Here is a 21,526-nt window from a genome sequence, read left to right on the forward strand (position 1 = left end):
ATTAAATTTATAATTATTTCAATTCTATCGGTATTTGTTTTAATTTCCTAAATTTTCTTTGATAAAAGTAGTCATTTTATTAAACAAATGTAATCTTGTATTTTTACCTCTATAAATTCCGTGAGTTCTATCTGGATAAATAGCTTGTTCGAAAGGTTTATTTGCTTCTATTAAAGCGTTTGTTAGGCGCATTGTATTTTGTACATGCACATTATCATCTCCGCTTCCGTGAATTAATAAAAATTTACCTTTTAACATATCTGCATAATTAATTGGTGAATTTTCATCGTAACCAGCAGGGTTTTCTTGTGGAGTTCTTAAAAAGCGTTCAGTATAAACGGTATCGTAAAAACGCCAGCTTGTAACAGGTGCAACTGCAATTGCCATTTTAAACACGTCGTTCCCTTTTAATAAACAATTGGTACTCATATGTCCACCAAAGCTCCATCCCCAAATTCCAATTTCTTGTTCATTAATATAAGGTCTTTTAGCCAATTCTTTAGCAGCATCAATCTGGTCTATAGTTTCGTATTTCACTAAATTTAAGTAGGTCGATTTTTTAAAATCTGCACCTTTAAAACCAGTTCCTCTTCCGTCTACACATACAATTATATACCCTTGTTGTGCTAAATGTTGAAACCAATAATCGTTTGCACTATTCCAAGAATTGCTAACCGATTGTGATCCAGGACCCGAATATTGAGTCATAAATAATGGATATTGTTTGTTGGTATCAAAATTAGAAGGTTTTAACATCCACGCATTAAACTCTCCATTTTCAGTTTTTATAGTGAAGAATTCTTTTTTAGATAAATTGTAATTCGATAATTTTTCTAAAAGTTTATTATTGTTTAAAATTTCTTTTAATTGTTTTCCTTTTGAATTGTGAAGCGTATAGACAGCTGGGGTGTTTATATCGGTAAAAGTGTTGATAAAATAATTTGAATTTTTACTGAATGATGCACTATTTGTACCGGTAGCATTTGTTAAGCGTTGTTTATTTTTACCATTTAGCTTAATGGAATAAATAGTTCTGTTAATAGAACCATCTTCAACAGATTGGTAATAAATAGTTTTGGATTTTTCGTTAATTCCGTAAAAATTAGTGACTTCCCAAGCGCCTTTTGTAATTTGATTGATAAGTTTACCTTCTTTAGAATAGTGATAAATATGATTAAAACCGTCTTTTTCACTGGTCCAAATAAAACTATTATCATTTAAAAAAGTTAAATTATCGTGTATATCTACATACGCTTTATCTGTTTCATTTAATACAACTTTAGCGGTATTATCAGTGGCATTAACAAAATATAAATTTAAGTTATTTTGATGGCGATTTAAAGTAATAACACTTAAAGTAGTTGCATTATTTGTCCATTTTAAACGTGGAATATACTCGTAATCTCCTAAAGTTATTTTTGAAGTATTTTTAGTTTCTAAGTTATATAACTGTAAATCTACAATTGCGTTTTTTTCTCCGGCTTTTGGGTATTTAAAAACTTGTTGTGTTGGGTATAATTCTTTTCCTGTTAGTTGCATAGAAAATTCAGGAACTTCGGTTTCATCAAAACGTAAAAAAGCAATATTTTTACTGTCGGCACTCCAATCAAAAGCACGTACAAAAGAAAATTCTTCTTCATATACCCAATCGCAAATACCGTTGATAATAAAGTTCTTTTTACCATCTGATGTTATTTGAATAACTTTATTTGTTTCTAGATTTTTAACAAATAGATTGTTGTTTTTAGCATAGGCTACTTTTTTACTATCTGGAGAAAAAGTAGGTTCTTGTATTTTTTCTTCATCAATTAATTGCAGTTTTTTAGAAGCGATGTCATACACATAAAAAATACCTAAACTAGATCTTCTATATATTGGTTCTACTTTAACACCTAATAACAATTTAGTTTCATCGTTGTTAAAATCGTAACTTTCAAAATAGGCTATTTCACTTAAATTTTCACTATCAACAATGGTTTCAACTTTTTCTAAAGAGGCATAACTATATTTATCTACGGTTGTACTTCTGGTGGCTCTATTAAAATTTAATAACGAATAAAAATCGCCATTCATAGAGTTTAAAGAGTTCATTCTTTCGGTACTAAATGTACCATTCCAAATTTCGTTTAAAGTAATATCTTGTTTTTGTGCTGTTGCTAAGGAAGTTACTGTAATAAATAAAAGGAGTAGTTTTTTCATGAAATTATCATTTCTTAAAATAATTGTCAAGTTTAAGAAAATTTTTGCATATTACCGTTGTAATAAATCATAAATATTCACATTTTATTATAAATGTTAATTTTAATTTTTATTAAATTATCTTTGCACAAATAATAAAAGTTACATTTAAATGTCTAAAACCGTTAATGGATTTTCTAAGCTAGCAAAGCTTGAAAAAATAGATTGGTTGATTTCTAATTTTTTTAATAATGATATTAAAGTGAAACAAGTGTTAATGCAGTATTGGAATTCTGATACTGTATTACAAGAATTACACGATGATTTTATTGAAAATACCATTTCTAACTACTACTTACCTTTTGGAATTGCACCAAATTTTATAATAAATGGCATAGATTATACAATACCAATGGCAATAGAAGAAAGTTCTGTTGTTGCAGCAGCTTCGTTAACTGCTAAGTTTTGGAGTGCCCGAGGTGGATTTAAAGCAAAAGTAATTGCAACTAAAAAAGTTGGTCAGGTTCATTTTATGTATGAAGGCGATAAGGCAACACTTCAAAATTATTTTGTAAATAAGAAACAAGCTTTATTACAGGCAACAGAAACCATCACTCAAAATATGAAAAAGCGTGGAGGTGGAATTTTAGATATTGAATTGCGTGATAAAACTGCTGAGCTAAAAAATTACTATCAGTTACATGTTACTTTTGAAACGGTTGATAGTATGGGGGCAAATTTTATAAATTCTTGTCTTGAGTCTATGGCAAATGAGTTTCAAAATAACAGTATTCAAATTGTAATGAGTATCTTATCTAATTACGTACCAGAATGTTTGGTGCAAGCAGAGGTAAGTTGTAAAGTTTCTGAATTAGGTGTTGAAAATTCAGAATTATTTGCTCAAAAATTTGTGCAGGCAGTTCAAATAGCAAATGCTGAAACATACCGTGCAGTTACTCATAATAAAGGAATTATGAATGGAATTGACGCTGTTGTTATTGCTACAGGAAACGATTTTAGAGCTATTGAAGCCGGGGCACATGCTTATGCCTCAAAAAGCGGACGTTATAAAAGCCTTACAAACGCAACAATAGAAAATGGAATTTTTAAATTTTGGATAGAAATTCCTTTAGCTTTAGGTACTGTTGGTGGTTTAACTAAATTACATCCGTTGTCTAAATTGTCGTTAAAAATGTTAGGCAATCCTTCCGCAAAAGAATTAATGAAAATTATAGCAGTTGCTGGGTTGGCGCAAAATTTTGCTGCATTGCGAGCATTAACAACATCCGGAATTCAAAAAGGACATATGAAAATGCACTTAACCAATATTATAAAACAATTGGGCGCAAATGAGGAGGATAAACAATATTTAATTGATTATTTTGAACATAAAACCATTACACACAATGCTGTGGTTGAAGCATATAATAAGTTGGTTAGGGAAAACGAATAAATCAATTCTGAAGCAATAAAGATTATTGTTAATGTAATCAGCGGCTGAGCGAGGTTGAAACTGTGATTTCGTATTCAATTATTTATTTTGTTATTAAACGTGGTTGTAAAACGCGTTGTCATTCCTGCGCAGGCAGGAATCCATAGAAAGTTTTAAAAGAAGGCAGAACATAAAAATTTAAAAAAATAATTAAAAAAAAACAACTGATCAGAAATCCTTAAAGCGAATATAAATGGAAACACGATTGGAAAATTAAATGAATAGAAGAAGATAATAAAAAATGGTTTGACCTTTTTGATGATTGGTTTGATGATATTTTAAAAGATTAGTATAGATTACTGCCTGTGCAGGAATGACATAAAAAACTATGAAACAATTCTACAGCAACGGAAAATTATTATTAACAGGCGAATATTTTGTTTTAGATGGAGCAAAATCTTTAGCTGTTCCAACTACTTGTGGACAAGATTTAACCATTGAGCAAATTAATGAACCACAAATAATTTGGAAAAGTTACACAAACACTGGTAAATGTTGGTTAGAAGCTATTTTTGATTTGCCAAAATTACGCTTAGTTTCAGCTGATTTTGAAGCAACTGAAGATGGAGGAAACGACACTTTAGCTGAAAGATTAATGCAGATTTTACAGGAAGTAAGGAGATTAAATCCTACTTTTTTAAGTGTAAAACAAGGCTTTTTAATTAAAACAAAACTTACATTTCCTCAAAATTGGGGATTAGGAACTTCTTCAACTTTAATTAATAATTTAGCAAGTTGGGCCGCAGTAAATCCCTATAAATTATTAAAAAATACTTTTGGAGGAAGTGGCTACGATATTGCTTGTGCTCAAAATAATTCACCAATTTTATATACAATAAAAGACATAAACCCATTAGTTGAAAAAGTTGATTTTAATCCAAGTTTTAAAGAGCAATTGTATTTTGTGTATTTAAATAAAAAACAAAATAGTAGGGAAGGTATTAAACGCTTTAAAGATTTAAAAGGAAATTTAACTTCAGAAATTGAACAAATTTCAAGTTTATCTACCCTATTTTTGAATTGTACCAATTTAAATGATTTTGAAAAATTATTAGAAGCTCATGAACAACTAGTTTCTAAAACTATTCAATTACAAACAGTTCAAAAAGAATTGTTTTCAGATTATTTTGGACAGACAAAAAGTTTAGGTGCGTGGGGAGGTGATTTTATTTTAGCAACAGGAAATACAGACACTTCAAATTATTTTAAACAAAAAGGGTTTGAAACTGTAATTCCGTATACAGATTTAATTATTTAATTTAGAGCTTAACCTACTGTTATACCTGCGCAGGCAGGTATCCAAAGAAAGTGTTAATAAACAGTATCTAAAAATTAAAAATAAAGCTTTAATAAAAAAAGCTTCAACTCGCTCAGCCGCCAGAAATAAAGTAATAAGTGTTAAGAGTGACATAAATTGTTAAATAAACAAAATGAAGAAAAAATTAATAATAATTGGAGGTGGAGCAGCCGGTTTTTTTGCTGCAATTAATGCTGCAGAACTAAATTCAGAATTAGAAGTTGTAATTTTAGAAGGAAGTTCTAAAGTATTGCAAAAAGTAAAAGTAAGCGGTGGAGGACGTTGTAATGTTACACACGCTTGTTTTACACCAAGTGAATTGGTAGAATTTTATCCGAGAGGAAAAAAAGAATTACGAGGACCTTTTCATCAATTTATGACAGGTGATACTATGGAATGGTTCGAAAATAGGGGTGTGCCGCTGAAAATAGAAGATGATAACAGAATTTTTCCAGAAAGTAATTCATCTCAAACTATTATAGATTGTTTTTTAGAAAGTGCTAAATACGCAGGTGTTGTTTTAAAAACAAGCACTAGAGTCGATTCCTTAGAAAAACAAAATGACCAGTTTATTGTTAAAACAAATTCAGAAGAATTTATTGCCGATTATGTTTTAGTGGCAAGTGGAAGTAACACCAAAGTTTGGAATATAATGGAAGGTTTAGGGCATTCTATTGTACAACCAGTTCCTTCGTTATTTACCTTTAATATTACAGATAAAAGGTTACAAGATATTCCTGGAATTTCTGTTCCAAATGCTTCGGTAAAAGTGTTAAACTCTAAATTAGCAGAACAAGGGCCTTTATTAATTACACATTGGGGATTAAGTGGACCAGGTATTTTAAAGCTCTCTGCTTGGGGTGCCTTGGAATTTTATAAACAAGAATACAATTTTGAAATTGAAGTAAATTGGTTATCGAAAAAACAAGAAGCTATATTAGAGTTTTTAAAATCTCAAAAGAAAAAACAAGCTAAAAAACAAGTGACTTTACGTTCGGGTTTTGAAGAAATTCCAAAGCGTTTGTGGGAGAAATTTGTAATAGATTCTGAAATACCAAGCGATTCTCAATGGGCACAATTAAGCAATAGCCAGCTAGAAACTATTTCAAAACAACTAACACAAAGTGTTTTTAAGGTACATGGAAAAAGTACTTTTAAAGATGAATTTGTTACTGCTGGAGGGGTAGATCTAAAAGAAATAAACTTTAAACGATTTGAAAGCAAATTGCATAAAAATCTATTTTTTGCAGGTGAAATTTTAAATATTGATGCTGTTACTGGTGGGTTTAATTTTCAAAATGCATGGACAAGTGGTTGGATTGTAGCAAATGCAATTTCAAATTAACCGAAATTAAAAAAAGCACTTTTATATTCCCAAAATATGGAGAAAAACAAACCAGCATAAACTACAGCTGTTATAAATTTTAAGAAAGTTGAGGTTATAAAGCCTATAAAAGAACCAAAGGCAGCTTTTAATGCTTTTTTAGAATCTTTACTATCTTTTATCATTTCACCAATAAAAGCACCTAAAAATGGGCCTATAATTATTCCGAAAGGAGGTAAGAAAAACATTCCTACAACCAAACCTACCATAGTACCAATTACGCCATAGCGTGTACCTCCAAAGCGTTTGGTGCCCATTGCGGGTATAATATAATCTATTAGCCAAATTATAAATGCAATGGCTAAAGTAATTCCTAAAAAAGTCCAATTCATAGGGATGGCATCAGTTAAATGTAAAACCAATAAGGCAAACCAACTTGTAATAGGGCCGGGAAGTACTGGTAAAAAAGAACCAAGAATACCTAATATTATTAATAGTACCCCAATAATTAATAGTGCTATATCCATACTTTTATTTATAAATTAAATTTAAACATTAATTTTTAAATCAACAATCGTGCAAAATTTATAACTAGAAAATTAGTTTAAACTAAATATTTAGTTATATTTGTATTGTAGAACTAAAAACTTAGTTAAAAAAATGGAGAAACAATTAACAAAAGCAGAGGAGCAGTTAATGCAAGTTTTGTGGGATTTAGAAACGGCTTCTGTAAAAGAAATTATTGAACAGTTACCAGTACCAAAACCTGCGTATAACACTGTTTCTACGATAATTAGAATTTTAGAAACCAAAGAATTTGTTGGGCATAAAGCCAAAGGAAGAGGGTATATTTATTTTCCTTTAATTAAAAAAACAGACTATAGTAACAAAACTTTACAAAAAATAGTTGATGGTTATTTTGAAGGTTCTTTTAAAAGTATGGTCTCGTTTTTTGTAAAAAAGAATGATGTTGACATTACTGAATTAGAAGCTATTTTAGATAAAATTAATGACAAAAAGACAGAGAAATGATAAACTATATAATACAAGTCGTGCTTTTTCAAACACTATTTTTAGCTGTTTACGATCTTTTTTTGCAAAAAGAAACCTTCTTTAAATGGAACAGAGTTTATTTGTTGACAACTCCAATTTTAGCTTTTATAATCCCATTATTAAAGTTTAAAAGTGTTCAGCAATCCATTCCTCAAGAATATATAGTACAATTACCAGAAGTAGTTTTAAATCCTGGAGATGTATTTATACAAGCAACTAACAATACAAGTACTTTAAGTTATATTGAACTACTATTTTATGTTGGTTTGGTGTTATTTGCAAGTATTTTTTTAATTCGCATTTTTAAACTTTTTAAACTCATTGGAACGAATGAGATTATAAGTAAAGATTTTTATAAACTTGTAATTTTAAAATCGAAACAATCTGCATTTTCTTTCTTTAATTACATATTTATCAATAAAAAGTTGTTAGAAGAAGAGCAGTTAGACATTATTGAGCACGAGTTAATTCATTGTAAGCAAAAACACAGTTTAGACTTATTATTTTTCGAAATTTTAAAAATTATAATGTGGTTTAATCCGCTAGTGTATATCTACCAAAACAGAATAACCTTATTACACGAGTATATTTCCGACGCTGAAATAGTGAAAGAAACTGACAAAAAATCGTATTTCAATAAATTGCTTTCTATCACTTTTAATGTAGAAAATATCTCATTTATCAATCAATTTTATAAACATTCATTAATAAAAAAACGCATTGTCATGATTACTAAAAACAAATCACAAAAAATAAAACAATTAAAGTATTTACTATTGATTCCTTTGTTGGTGGGAATGCTAACTTATACATCTTGTATTGATGAAGCTAATGATGAGTTATTTGAAATGGAAGCAGCTTTGAATAATGTAAACTCTGAAGATTTTAAAGGTGGAATATATTTCGATTTTGAAATTGGTAAAACTTATGTGGGAAATAGTTTGATGATTGGACGTTATTTAGAGCTTAGTGAGTATACAGAAAAAGAAAAAGAGATCACCGAAAAATTTAATAATAACGAAGAATTATTGTATGACCATGTAGTTTTGTTAGATGAAAATGATGTAAGAGTAAATTGGTTTCGTCCAAAATCTTTAAGAACAGAATCAAAAACAGAATATGAATATGTTGAAGGAGATGATGTGCCTTTTGCAATTATTGATGAAGTTCCTGTTTTTCCGGGGTGTGAAGGGACAAAAGAAGAATTAAGAACGTGTTTGCAAGAGAATATTACTATGCATGTAAATAGAAATTTTAATGCAGGTTTGGCTAAAGAATTAGGGTTAACAGCTGGTGTTAAACGTATTTTTGTAATGTTCAAAATAGATAAAGAAGGGGATATTGCGGAAGTAATGGCAAGAGCACCACATAAATCTCTTGAGGAGGAAGCTATTAGAGTTATAGAAAGTTTACCAAAAATGGAGCCAGGTAAACAAAAAGGTGTTGCTGTTGGTGTTAAATATAGTTTGCCAATTGCTTTTAAAGTTGGTGGATCTAATGCTTCTCCAGAGCAATCTAAAAAAGCAAAGGAAGATTTTATAAATGGGAAAAAGGTAAAAAAATATGTTGAAGGAGACGATGTGCCTTTTGCAATTATAGAAAATGTGCCGGTTTTTCCTGGGTGTGTTGGTACAAATGCGGAATTGAAACAATGTTTAATAGAAAATATTACAGAACACGTAAATAAAAACTTCAATTCAAACTTATCTAAAGGTTTGGGATTAACATCTGGTGTAAAACGAATTTTTGTAATGTTTATAATTGATAAAGAAGGGAATATTACGGATGTAGATGCAAGAGCACCACACCAATCTCTAAAAAAAGAAGCTATTAGAGTTGTACAAAGTTTGCCAAAAATGGAACCTGGTAAATATAAAGGGAAAGCAGTTGGTGTTAAATACAGTTTACCAATAGCCTTTAAAGTAAGTTAATAGTTGTTTTATGAAAAAGATTTTAATTCCATTATTGTTTATTGTAGTAATTTTAAAAACCGAAGCGCAGTCTTCGGTTTTTACAGTTGTAGATAGTTTGTTGATAAAAGGAAATTATCAGAAAGCTTTAAAATTATTAGAAGATAAAAAAGATAAGAATGCACTTGTACTTGAAAAAACTGCAGATATTTACCAAACTATTGGCAATTATAATAAGGCGATAACTTCTTATTCCGAAGCCTTAGCAATTGAAGAAAAAAGTCAGTTGAAAATTAAATTAGCGAATGTATATTCAACTATTGGTTATAAGGATAAAGCTATTGATTTATACGAAGACGTTTTTAAAAAGGATTCGTCTAATTTATTAGTAGCAAATAGTTTAGGGAAGTTGTATTTAAAAGAAATTAAACCTAAAAGAGCTTCAGAACTATTTAGGTATTTAAAAGCTCAAGATACGCTCAATCCAAATTATCCGTATCAATTAGGAAAAGCATTGGCTTTGCAACGAAAGAAAATGCAAATGGGACAAAGTTATATTGATGCTTTTACAATTGACACTTTACATTTAAATAGTATTTATGAAGTTTCTAAATTTTTTAAATCCATAAATATTAGAGATTCTTCTAGACTATTTATTGAAAAAGGTTTACAAATAGACTCAACAAATATTAATTTTTTACAGTTAAAAGCAAACGATCAGTACTTTGGTAAAGAATTTGAAGAAACTATTGAAACCTTAAATAAGTTAGAGGCATTAAAGTTTAAGTCTGTAAATACCTACGAAATGTATGGTATGAGTTATTTTAATTTAAAACAAATTGATTCAGCAGAGGTATATTTTAAAAAGGCTCTTAAATTAGACCGTCAAAACCCTAAAATTCTTTATCGTATGGCAACTATTGCGTATCAAAAAAAAGATTTTAAAAGAGCTGAACTTTACGCTTTTCAAGCTATAATGTACAGTAAACCAGAGTTAGATAAAGAGTATATGCTTTTAGGAATTATGGCAAAAGAACAAAAGGATTATAAAAAAGCGGTTAACTATTTTGATGAGGCTGTTAAAAGTAATTATAATAATGTAGAAGCACTTTTTGAATTAGCTTTTGCATCAGATACGTATTATGAAGATAAAAAAATTGCTTTAAAACATTATGAAAAATTTATAGAACGTTTTAAAAGTAAAAATCCAGAATTAACTAAATATGCCAATGGTAGAATTAAGGAAATAAGAAAGAAATACTTTATTGAAGGGGTTATTGTAGAGTAAATCAAAATGTTGTATTTTCACCGAGGAGAATTAAAGAATAATTTTGAAACAATTTTTTATAATACTTTTTAGCGCTTTTGTACTTTTATCTTGTTCTTATTTTGAAAAAAAATATCAGAAACAAGAGGTTCAAGTTGTAGATACTATTGTAGATTTTAGCTCTATAGATAGTTTTCCTTTATTTCCCGAGTGCGATAGTATTCCTTCTGAAGATAAAAGACAAATATGTTCTCAAATAAAATTGTCCGAACATATTTACGCTTCTTTAAAAGCACATCAATTTATTACTGAAAATAGCATAAACGATACAATTTTAGTAAAATTAGAAGTTGCTAAAAATGGAAAAGTTTCACTAGTAAATATTCAATCTTCTTTATTTATTCAACAAGAAATTCCAGAATTAGATAGTTTAATAACTGATGGAATTGATAAATTACCAAATTTAAAACCAGGAATTAAACGAGGAATACCGGTTAAAACTGCCTTTAATTTACCTGTTATTTTGAAGAATTAGAGCTTTTTACCGATTGTTTATTTAAGATGAGATGCTGAAATTAATTCAGCATGACGTGATTTTGTGCAGCTAATTTATACTATAAATAAAGTAACGTTGTCATTCCTGCGGAGGCAGGAATCCAAATAATATGAAAATAGATTTATGCTTTCTCAGGAATGACAGCTAACTTAATAAAAAGTTATTCATTTAATAATTGCCATAAATTATCTTTTAATTCAGTTAATCCTTGTTGAGCGATAGATGAAATAAATAACGTTTTTATACCTTCAGGTAATTCATTTTTAATTTCTTCTTTTAATTCATCGTCTAACATATCAGATTTAGAAATTGCAAGTAATCTATTTTTATCTAACAATTCTGGATTGTGCTGTTTTAATTCATTTAAAAGAATTTTATATTCTTTTTGAATATTATCAGAATCTGCTGGAATTAAGAACAATAAAATCGAATTTCTTTCAATATGGCGTAAAAAACGATGTCCTAAACCTTTTCCTTCAGCAGCACCTTCTATAATTCCTGGAATATCTGCTATTACAAAAGTTTGAAAATCGCGGTATTGAACAATTCCTAAGTTCGGTTTTAAAGTTGTAAAAGCATAATCTGCTATTTTAGGTTTTGCAGCTGTTAAAACAGATAGTAAAGTTGATTTTCCAGCATTAGGGAATCCAACCAAGCCTACATCAGCTAATAGTTTTAATTCTAATTGAAACCAATTTTCTTGACCTTCAATACCAGGCTGAGCATATCTAGGAGTTTGGTTTGTAGAAGATCTAAAATTCCAGTTACCAAGTCCACCTTTACCTCCTTGTAATAAAATTTGTTCGGTATTTTCTTCTGTTATTTCAAACAGAATTTCTTGAGTTTCACTATCTCTTATAATAGTACCTAAAGGAACTTCAACATAAATATCTTGTCCATCTTTTCCTGAACTTCTAGATTTAGCACCATGGCCACCATGTTCGGCTCTAAAATGTTTGTTGAATTTTAAGTGAAAAAGGGTCCATAAATTTGGATTGGCTCTAACAATTATATGTCCACCACGTCCACCATCGCCACCATCTGGCCCACCTTTAGTAATGTATTTTTCTCTGTGTAGGTGAGTTGATCCACCACCACCATTACCAGAACTAGCATATATTTTTATATAATCAACAAAATTTCCTTCAGTCATCTTTTAGAGTGTTCTTACCAATGCAAGAATCTTTATTTTAAGCATTTCTATGTTTAATTATTGTTTAGATAAACAATATTATATTTTATCAAATACGTTGCTTAAACGTTTTGTAATATCATCAATGGCACCAACACCATCTATACCAAAATATTTATTTTGGTTATCGTAATAATCTTTTAAAACAGCTGTTTTTGTATTGTACTCGTTAAAGCGGTTTCTAATTTTAGATTCATCTTGATCGTCTGTTCTTCCACTTGTTTTACCGCGTTCTAAAATACGTTGTACTAGTAAATCTTCAGAAACTTCAAGAGCTATCATTCCATTAATTGCTTCTCCTTTTTCGGTTAAAAATTCATCTAAAGCTTTTGCTTGAGATTCTGTACGAGGAAACCCGTCAAAAATAAACCCGTTAGCACCTGCATTAAGTTCAACTTCAGCTTTTAACATATTTATAGTAATGTCATCTGGAACTAAATTTCCACCATCCATATATTTTTTTGCCAATAGACCAAGTTCAGTTTTATTTTTAATATTGTATCTAAAAACATCACCAGTTGAAATATGCACAAGTCCATATTTATCTTTTAAAAGTGTTGCTTGTGTTCCTTTTCCTGCACCTGGAGGTCCAAATAAAACAATATTTTTCATAGTTGGTTTTGCTGTAAGTTGATATATGTCTGCTAGATTTCTTCCAATTCCATCATAATCTAAACCATATCCAACAATAAATTTATCTGGAATTTCTATTCCAATATAATCGATATTAAGTTCTTTCTTGAAAACATCTGGTTTAAAAAACAGTGTAGCTATTTTAAGTTCTTTTAATTTTTTATCTTCAAAAATTGAATATATTTCTTGTAGAGTATTACCAGTATCTATAATGTCTTCTAAAATTACAACAGTTCTTCCTTCTAAATCTTCATTAACACCAACTAATTGCTTAATTTTTCCTGATGAAGTTGTTCCTTGATAGGAAGCTAATTTTACAAAAGAAATTTCACATTCACCGTTATATTGTCTAACAAAATCGGCAACAAACATAAAACAACCGTTTAGTATTCCAATAAAAATTGGTCTTTCATCTTTGCAGTCTGCATAGACTTTTTTTACTAAAGATTTGGTAGCCTCTTGGATTTGCTCTTTTGAAATATAAGATTTAAAATACTTATCGTGTAATTTAATTATGCTCATTTTTATGCTTTGTTACAAATTTAATAATCAATATACAAAAATCAATTTAAATGCAGATTTATTTGTTGATTTGAAAATAGAAAAACCGTTTTGAAACTCAAAACGGTTTTATGAAATTTATTCAGTTTAAATTCTACTATTTTTTAGAATCTAATTTTTTTACTGTATCGTACATGATAGGAGATGCAATAAATAATGATGAGTAAGTACCTACAACAACACCTACAATTAATGCAAACATAAATCCTTTAATAGAATCTCCACCAAATAAGAATATTGCTAATAATACAACCAATGTTGTTAAAGATGTATTAATAGTTCTTCCTAAAGTACTACTTAATGCTTTGTCTACTACTTCAGAGAATTTCCAAGAAGTATGAATTCCTGTAAACTCACGAATTCTATCAAAAATTACCACCGTATCATTTAGGGAGTACCCTACAACTGTAAGTATGGCTGCAATAAATGATTGTCCAATTTCCATATCAAATGGTAATATTTTATAAAGTAAAGAGAAAATTGCTAATACAATTAATACATCATGGAATACTGCAGCTACAGCACCTAAACTAAATTGCCATTTTCTAAATCTAAATAATATGTATAAGAAAGTAATTAATAACGAACCTAAAATAGCCCATCCTGCAGCTGTTTTAATATCATCTGCAATAGTTGGTTCCACTTTAATAGAACTCATAATACCTACTTTTCCAACACCATCGTAACCAGGTTTAAATTGTTCTAAAGTTAAGTCTTTAGAATAATATTTTTTTAATCCGTTAAATAATAAAGATTGTACTTCATCATCAATATGGCTACTAGCTTCTTCTTCTATTTTATATTTAGTTGTAATTTTTAATTGACTTGCTTCACCGTAAGTTTTAACTTCTGGAGCACTTCCGAAAGCATCTTTTAAAGTTTCAGAAACTTCGGTTGCACTAGTTGCTTGATCAAATTTTACAACATATGTTCTACCTCCAACAAAATCTACACCATAATTTAATCCGTTTGTAAATAATGAGATTAAACCAACAACAATTAAAGCACCTGAGAAAATGTATGCAATTTTTCTTTTTCTTAAGAATTCAATATCGATTCTGTTGAACCAATTTTTAGTAATACTTGTATTAAATGTAAATAATTTACCTTTTGCAGCATACCAGTCAATTAATAGACGTGTAATAAATATAGCTGTAAACATAGATGTTACTATACCTACCATTAATGTATAAGCAAAACCTTTTACTGGACCTGTACCAAATACATATAAAATAACACCTGTTAACATTGTTGTAATGTTGGCGTCAATAATTGCAGATAATGCACCTTTAAAACTAAATCCGTGACTTATAGAAGCTTTTAATCCTTTTCCTTTATCAAGTTCTTCTTTTATTCTTTCAAATATAATTACGTTTGCATCTACAGACATACCTATTGTTAAAATAATACCTGCAATGCCTGGTAATGTTAACACTGCTCCAAATGCAGTTAAAATTCCAAAAATAAATAAAAGGTTTACAGCTAAAGCAACATCTGCAAAAGCACCTGCTTTACCGTAATAGAAAATCATCCAAAGTAATACTAATAATAGCGCTAAAGCAAAAGAGCTCATACTGCTATCAATTGCTTTTTGACCTAAAGAAGGTCCAACAATTTCAGATTGAATAATATGTGCAGCAGCAGGTAATTTACCAGCTTTTAATACGTTTGCAATATCTTGAGCTTCTTCAACAGTCATACTTCCACCAGAAATTGAAGTTCTTCCTGAAGTAATTGCTACATTTACAGACGGTGCTGTATAAACGTAGTCATCTAAAACTACAGCTACAAATTTCCCAACATTTTCAGTGGTCATTTTACCCCATAATCTAGATCCAATTGCATTCATTGTCATACTTACCTCAGGTTGTCCTGTTTGTCCGTATTCTTGACTTGCATCTTCAATTACATCACCTTCTATAGGGGCAATATCTTGTCTGTTAGATTTTATACCATATAAGTAAATTAGATCTACACTTTCTCCTGTTGCAGTTGTACTAGTAAATGGTTTTGCATCCCATAAGAATTTAGTGTATTTCATTTCGTTAGAAAGCAAAGCTCTAACTTCTCTTAAAGCTAAGTAAGAATTTACTTTAGCAGTATCTAAAACTTTAGCAGTACCTATTACAGAAGATACTTGATTTTCGCTTTGAGGAATACTTGGTGAAAGTACCGAGAATAAATTTTCAGCTGGTTTTGCAGCTAAAGAGTCAGACACTTCACCTAATAAATCATCTAAGTCGTCTTTAGCAGAAGTAGTATCTTCATCTTCTGTTTTAGTTTTTAATAAGTTTTCAACTACAGTGTTAGCTTCAAAAAAGAAGTTTGCAGTTTCTCTATTAGAGTACACTTCCCAGAATTGTAATTCAGCTGTACTTTGCAATAATTTTTTTACACGATCAATATCTTTAGCACCTGGTAATTCAATTAAAATACGTCCAGAGTTTCCAATACGTTGAATGTTTGGTTGTGTAACTCCAAATTTATCGATACGACTTCTTAATACTTCAAAAGCGGTATTTACAGAGCCAGTTACTTCATCCTCTATAATTGGCATTACTTCAGCATCTGTAAGTTTAAAATTTATTTTTTCTCTTAAAGATTTGTTACCAAAAATACTAGGGTCGCTTAATTTTACAGTACCGGCACTAGCTTTTTCAAATTCATCAAAAAACAAATCTAAATAGGTTCTATCACTACTTCTTTGAGCTTCTGTAGCATTCGCTAAGGCTTTATTAAAAACAGGGTTTTTAGATTCGTTAGATAATCCAATTAAAATATCTTTAACTGAAACTTGTAAAATAGCATTAATACCTCCTTTAAGGTCTAAACCTAAATTTAGTTCTTTATCTTTAATATCGTTGTAACTAAATTGGGCAAAACCTAAATCAATTACAGGTTTGTTAGCTACAGAGTCTAGATAAACTCTTTCTAAATTAGCTATTTCTTTTCCATCTTCTGATTTTGATTCAGCATAAATCTTTGCTTTACCTTCAACACCATTTGTAAACCAAGTAAATGATAATTGGTATAAACTTACTAATCCAAATAGAATAGCGAATAATTTTATAAGTCCTTTATTTTGCATTTTACATTAATTTGATAAGAATTCATTTGTTATAAACGTGCAAATATATAATTTCAAACAGAGAATGCCAATACTTTTTAAGCTTTTTATATTCATAAATTACAACATATTAAAATAATAGTATTTCGAGCATTGAATTTCATATATTTGTTTGTAAAAAATAGTTGATATGAAGTATTTATCTGATATAGAAATTGCGCAGAAAAATAGTATGAAACATATAAAAAAAATTGCTGCAAAACTTAATGTTGATGAAGATGCAATTGAAATGTATGGAAAATATAAGGCTAAACTACCATTAACCCTTATAGATGAAGAAAAAATACAGCAAAATAATTTAATTTTAGTTACAGCTATTACACCAACTCCAGCAGGAGAAGGGAAAACTACAGTATCTATTGGTCTAACTGAAGGATTGCAAAAAATAGGTAAGCAGGCTACAGTGGTTTTAAGAGAGCCATCTTTAGGTCCTGTTTTTGGAATTAAAGGAGGGGCTGCAGGAGGAGGGTATTCTCAAGTAGTTCCAATGGAAGATATTAACTTGCATTTTACGGGCGATTTTAATGCTGTTGAAAAAGCTAATAATTTGCTCTCTGCTTTAATAGATAATAATTTACAAAGTAAATGTTGTAAATTAAATTTAGATCCAAGAACCATTCATTGGAAGCGTGTTATGGATATGAATGATAGAGCTTTGCGTAATATTGTTATTGGTTTAGGTGGAACGGCAAATGGTATTCCTAGAGAAGATGGGTTTGATATTACACCTGCATCTGAAGTAATGGCTATACTTTGTATGGCAACGGATTTTGAAGATTTAAAAAAACGTTTAGGAGATATTTTTATAGGTTATACGTTTGATAAAGAACCAATTTTTGCGCGCGATTTAAAAGCTGAAAATGCTATGGCTATTTTATTAAAACATGCGATTAGACCAAATTTAGTACAAACTTTAGAGGGCAATCCAGCAATAATACATGGCGGTCCTTTTGCAAATATTGCTCAAGGTACTAATACAATTATCGCTACAAAAATGGGACTTTCTTTGTCTAATTATGTTATAACCGAAGCTGGTTTTGGAGCAGATTTAGGTGCTGAAAAGTTTTTAAACATTAAATGTCAATCGGCAGGATTAAATCCTAAAGCAGTTGTTTTAGTTGCTACAATTAGGGCTTTGCGTCACCATGGTGGAGCTAAAAAAGATGCATATAATTCTCCAAATTTAGATTTTGTAAAACAGGGATTTTGTAATTTGGAAAAGCATGTGGAGAATATTCGAAAGTTTAAAATTGAACCTGTAGTTGCTATTAATACATTTTCTAACGATACTTATGAAGAGATAAATTATATTATTGAAAAATGTAAAAAAATAGGAGTTAAAGCCGTTGTGTCTGAAGGATGGGCTAAAGGAGGTAATGGAACTACTAAATTAGCGAAAGCTGTTGTAAAAGTTGTAGAATCTAATACATCTAATTTTAAACCTTTGTATAATTGGAATTCTCCTGTTAAAGAGAAAATAGAAAAAATAGCTAAAGAAATTTATGGAGCTAAAGCTGTAGATTTTGATAAAAAGGCTAAGTTAAATTTAAGAAGAATTGAAAAGCTTGGTTTTAATGATTTTGCAATTTGTATTGCTAAAACACAAAAATCTTTTTCTGATAATGAGTTTTTAGTAGGTAGGCCAGAGAATTTTACAGTAACTGTTAGGGAGATTGAAATTGCTGCAGGTGCTAAGTTTATTATTCCAATACTTGGTGCTATGATGCGTATGCCTGGTTTGCCAGGAACGCCTGCATCAGAAAATATGACTATTGATAATGATGAAGTAATATCAGGCTTGTCTTAATGTTTTGATAACAAAAAAGCTGTTTCAAAATTTTGAAACAGCTTTTTAAATATAATTGTTAGTTGGTTAACTAATCTAATAAAGCATTTGTTGCTTTAACACCAACTGCACTTTCTTGAATTTTAGCAAGTTCAGCTTCAGATAATTCAATTTCAACAATTTTTTCAATTCCATTTTTACCTATAATACAAGGTACACCAATTGAAATATCGCTTAAACCATATTCACCATCTAGTAAAGCAGAACAAGGGAACATTTTTTTAGAATCTAAAGCAATAGCTTGTACCATTGCAGAAACTGCTGCACCTGGAGCATACCAAGCACTTGTTCCTAATAATTTAGTTAGTGTAGCACCACCAACTTTAGTATCTTCAACAACTTGTTGCATTCTTTCTTCAGATAAGAATTCAGAAACTTTTACACTGTTACGAGCTGCTTTTCCAATTAAAGGAACCATTCCAGTATCACTGTGTCCTCCAATTACCATTCCATCAACATCAGATGCAGGGCAACCTAAAGCTTCAGCTAAACGGAATTTAAAACGAGCGCTATCTAAAGCTCCACCCATACCAATAATTCTGTTTTTTGGTAATCCTGTAGCTTTATGAGCTAAATAAGCCATAGTATCCATTGGGTTACTAACTACAATTATAATTACCTCTGGAGAATACTTAATTAAGTTTTCAGAAACAGTTTTTACAATACCTGCATTAATTCCAATTAATTCTTCACGTGTCATTCCTGGTTTTCTTGGAATACCACTTGTTATAACTGCAACATCACTATTTGCTGTAGCAGCATAATCATTAGTTACACCAGTAATTTGGGTGTCAAAACCGTTTAATGATGCTGTTTGCATTAAATCCATTGCTTTACCTTCTGCAAAACCTTCTTTAATGTCAATTAATGTTACTTCGTCTGCGAAATTTTTAATGGCTATGTACTCAGCACAACTTGCACCTACAGCACCAGCACCTACTACTGTTACTTTCATATTTTTATTATTGTGTTAATATTCATTTTAAAGTATCAAAAATACTAAATTTTAAATTAAAGGGTTATGACATTTGTCTTAATTTACGAAATCGATATTGTTAATTTTTACGATGCTTTTTTATGATTATCATAAAAAAAGGTTGCTAAACTAGCAACCTTTTGTGTTTTTAAAAGTATAATGTATTATGCATCAATATTTGCATATTTTGCATTTTTCTCGATAAATGCTCTACGAGGTGGAACATCATCTCCCATTAGCATAGAGAAAATTCTATCAGCTTCTGTTAAATTATCAACTGTAACTTGGCGTAATGTTCTAAATTCAGGATTCATAGTTGTATCCCAAAGTTGTGTAGCATTCATTTCTCCAAGACCTTTGTAACGTTGTATGTTTACATTTCCTCCTAAGTTGCGAGCAATTAAATCACGTTGATCGTCATTCCAAGCATATTCTCTTTTTTGTCCTTTTTTAACTAAGTATAGCGGAGGAGTTGCAATATAAATATGTCCATTTTCAATTAATTCTTTCATATATCTAAAGAAGAATGTAAGAATTAAAGTTGCAATGTGGCTACCATCAACATCGGCATCACACATAATAACTATTTTATTGTAACGAAGTTTGTCAAGGTTTAAGGCTCTTGGGTCGTCTTCTGTACCTATAGAAACGCCTAAAGCTGTGTACATATTTTTTATTTCTTCGTTATCGAATACTTTATGTTGCATTGCTTTTTCAACATTTAAAATTTTACCACGTAATGGTAAAATTGCTTGAAAAGCTCTATCACGTCCTTGTTTTGCTGTTCCACCTGCGGAATCTCCCTCAACAAGAAATATTTCGCAATGTTCTGGATCAGTTTCAGAACAGTCACTTAATTTACCAGGTAAGCCTCCAATAGACATTACGGTTTTACGTTGCACCATTTCTCGTGCTTTACGTGCTGCGTGTCTAGCCTGTGCTGCTAAAATTACTTTTTGTACAATTGTTTTAGCATCTATAGGATTTTCTTCTAAATAATCTTGTAACATTTCTGAAACAGATTGGCTTACAGCAGAAGTAACTTCTCTGTTTCCTAATTTAGTTTTAGTTTGACCTTCGAATTGAGGTTCAGCAACTTTTACAGATATAATTGCGGTTAATCCTTCTCGAAAATCATCACCAGCAATATCAAACTTTAATTTATCTAACATACCAGATGATTCTGCATATTTTTTAAGCGTGTTTGTTAAACCACGTCTAAAACCAGATAAATGTGTTCCTCCTTCGTGTGTATTAATGTTGTTTACGTAAGAGTGTAAATTCTCTGCATAAGATGTATTATAAACCATTGCTACTTCAACTGGAATTCCATTTTTTTCACCTTCCATTGAAATAATACCAGCAGTTAATTGCTCACGTGTTTCATCTAAATATTTAATAAATTCAGGTAAACCTTCATCACTATGGAATGTTTCAGAAATAAAATTACCTTCATCATCTTTAACTCTTTTATCTGTTAAAGTTAAAGTAACACCTTTATTTAAAAATGAAAGTTCTCGTAAACGTGTTGCTAAAGTAACGTAGTTAAATTCGATTGATTGGGTGAAAATTGACGCATCAGGTAAAAAGGTTACCATAGTACCTTTTTCTGTGGTTTTACCAATAGGTTTTGCAGGATACAAAGCTTTACCTCGTTCGTATTCTTGCTCCCATATTTGACCATCACCAGAATAAACAGTAGCTCTTAAATGATCGGATAAAGCATTTACAACAGAAACCCCAACACCGTGTAAACCACCAGAAACTTTATAAGAATCTTTATCAAATTTACCACCTGCTCCAATTTTTGTCATTACTACTTCTAAAGCAGAAACTCCTTCTTTTTTATGCATTCCAACTGGAATACCACGACCATTATCTTTTACTGATAAAGAACCATTTTCATTTATAATTACGTCTATAGTATTACAATGTCCTGCCATTGCTTCATCTATAGAGTTATCTACAACTTCATATACTAAATGGTGTAATCCTCTTATTCCAACATCTCCAATATACATAGACGGACGCATACGCACATGTTCCATTCCTTCTAAAGCTTGAATGCTGTCTGCCGAATAATTATTTTTTTTTATTTCGTCACTCATAATTTA

The 21,526-nt window shown here is 30.1% G+C and carries 15 protein-coding genes; 8 read left to right on the top strand and 7 right to left on the bottom strand.

All coding sequences use genetic code 11. The annotated features are described in order from the left end of the window. Positions 1-39: 39 nt before the first annotated feature. On the bottom strand, positions 40-2,199 hold the full coding sequence (locus MHL31_RS14980; protein WP_240226786.1) for a S9 family peptidase: 2,160 nt from the start codon (positions 2,197-2,199) through the stop codon (positions 40-42). A gap of 151 nt (positions 2,200-2,350) precedes the next feature. Here MHL31_RS14980 and MHL31_RS14985 point away from each other — a divergent pair, with 151 nt between their 5' ends. From MHL31_RS14985 to MHL31_RS14995, 3 genes are all read left to right on the top strand, one after another. Then, on the top strand, positions 2,351-3,631 hold the full coding sequence (locus MHL31_RS14985) for a hydroxymethylglutaryl-CoA reductase, degradative (RefSeq protein ID WP_240226787.1): 1,281 nt from the start codon (positions 2,351-2,353) through the stop codon (positions 3,629-3,631). 367 nt (positions 3,632-3,998) lie between these two features. Then, positions 3,999-4,928, top strand: a complete 930-nt coding sequence (locus tag MHL31_RS14990) for a GYDIA family GHMP kinase (RefSeq protein ID WP_240226788.1) — start codon at positions 3,999-4,001, stop codon at positions 4,926-4,928. A 172-nt stretch (positions 4,929-5,100) separates the two neighbouring features. Beyond that, a complete protein-coding gene (locus MHL31_RS14995) occupies positions 5,101-6,312 on the top strand; it encodes an NAD(P)/FAD-dependent oxidoreductase (RefSeq protein ID WP_240226789.1) in 1,212 nt (403 codons plus the stop codon). On the opposite strand, the gene MHL31_RS15000 is transcribed toward MHL31_RS14995, so the two are convergent. Continuing rightward, positions 6,309-6,818: a DUF456 domain-containing protein gene (locus MHL31_RS15000; RefSeq protein ID WP_240226790.1), complete on the bottom strand. Its 510-nt coding sequence runs from the start codon at positions 6,816-6,818 to the stop codon at positions 6,309-6,311. The two genes, MHL31_RS14995 and MHL31_RS15000, sit on opposite strands and share 4 nt — an antisense overlap. A gap of 133 nt (positions 6,819-6,951) precedes the next feature. On the opposite strand from MHL31_RS15000, the gene MHL31_RS15005 reads away from it, so the two are divergent. The 4 genes from MHL31_RS15005 to MHL31_RS15020 are packed head-to-tail and all read left to right on the top strand — an operon-like array spanning position 6,952 to position 11,056. Next, positions 6,952-7,323 (top strand): BlaI/MecI/CopY family transcriptional regulator, encoded by a 372-nt coding sequence (locus MHL31_RS15005; protein WP_240226791.1) that lies wholly within the window; start codon positions 6,952-6,954, stop codon positions 7,321-7,323. Continuing rightward, on the top strand, positions 7,320-9,275 hold the full coding sequence (locus tag MHL31_RS15010) for an energy transducer TonB (protein ID WP_240226792.1): 1,956 nt from the start codon (positions 7,320-7,322) through the stop codon (positions 9,273-9,275). The genes MHL31_RS15005 and MHL31_RS15010 overlap by 4 nt, the downstream gene beginning before the upstream one ends. 10 nt (positions 9,276-9,285) lie before the next feature. Next, complete coding sequence (locus tag MHL31_RS15015; RefSeq protein WP_240226793.1) at positions 9,286-10,542, top strand: lipopolysaccharide assembly protein LapB; 1,257 nt, start codon at positions 9,286-9,288, stop codon at positions 10,540-10,542. Between the two features lie 43 nt (positions 10,543-10,585). After that, positions 10,586-11,056, top strand: coding sequence for a hypothetical protein (locus tag MHL31_RS15020; RefSeq protein ID WP_240226794.1), 471 nt, complete (start codon positions 10,586-10,588; stop codon positions 11,054-11,056). 181 nt (positions 11,057-11,237) lie between these two features. Here the strand turns inward: MHL31_RS15020 and obgE are convergent, their stop codons facing one another. The 3 genes from obgE to secDF form a co-directional block, all read right to left on the bottom strand. Further along, complete coding sequence (gene obgE / locus MHL31_RS15025) at positions 11,238-12,230, bottom strand: GTPase ObgE (RefSeq protein WP_240226795.1); 993 nt, start codon at positions 12,228-12,230, stop codon at positions 11,238-11,240. Positions 12,231-12,308: 78 nt separating this feature from the next. Further along, positions 12,309-13,424 carry an adenylate kinase gene (locus MHL31_RS15030; RefSeq protein WP_240226796.1) on the bottom strand — a complete coding sequence of 372 codons (1,116 nt, stop codon included), beginning with the start codon at positions 13,422-13,424 and terminating at the stop codon, positions 12,309-12,311. A gap of 136 nt (positions 13,425-13,560) precedes the next feature. Next, positions 13,561-16,551 carry a protein translocase subunit SecDF gene (gene secDF / locus MHL31_RS15035; protein WP_240226797.1) on the bottom strand — a complete coding sequence of 997 codons (2,991 nt, stop codon included), beginning with the start codon at positions 16,549-16,551 and terminating at the stop codon, positions 13,561-13,563. 169 nt (positions 16,552-16,720) lie between these two features. On the opposite strand from secDF, the gene MHL31_RS15040 reads away from it, so the two are divergent. Next, the gene (locus MHL31_RS15040) at positions 16,721-18,397 is read left to right on the top strand and encodes a formate--tetrahydrofolate ligase (protein ID WP_240226798.1); all 1,677 of its coding nucleotides are present in this window, start codon (positions 16,721-16,723) and stop codon (positions 18,395-18,397) included. A gap of 70 nt (positions 18,398-18,467) precedes the next feature. Here MHL31_RS15040 and MHL31_RS15045 read toward each other — a convergent pair whose 3' ends face one another. Both MHL31_RS15045 and gyrB read right to left on the bottom strand, forming a co-directional pair. After that, positions 18,468-19,391, bottom strand: coding sequence for a malate dehydrogenase (locus MHL31_RS15045; protein WP_240226799.1), 924 nt, complete (start codon positions 19,389-19,391; stop codon positions 18,468-18,470). 185 nt (positions 19,392-19,576) lie between these two features. Beyond that, on the bottom strand, positions 19,577-21,520 hold the full coding sequence (gyrB, locus tag MHL31_RS15050) for a DNA topoisomerase (ATP-hydrolyzing) subunit B (RefSeq protein ID WP_240226800.1): 1,944 nt from the start codon (positions 21,518-21,520) through the stop codon (positions 19,577-19,579). Positions 21,521-21,526 lie beyond the last annotated feature (6 nt).

The sequence above is a fragment of the Lutibacter sp. A80 genome, from assembly GCF_022429645.1.
GTDB lineage: Bacteria > Bacteroidota > Bacteroidia > Flavobacteriales > Flavobacteriaceae > Lutibacter.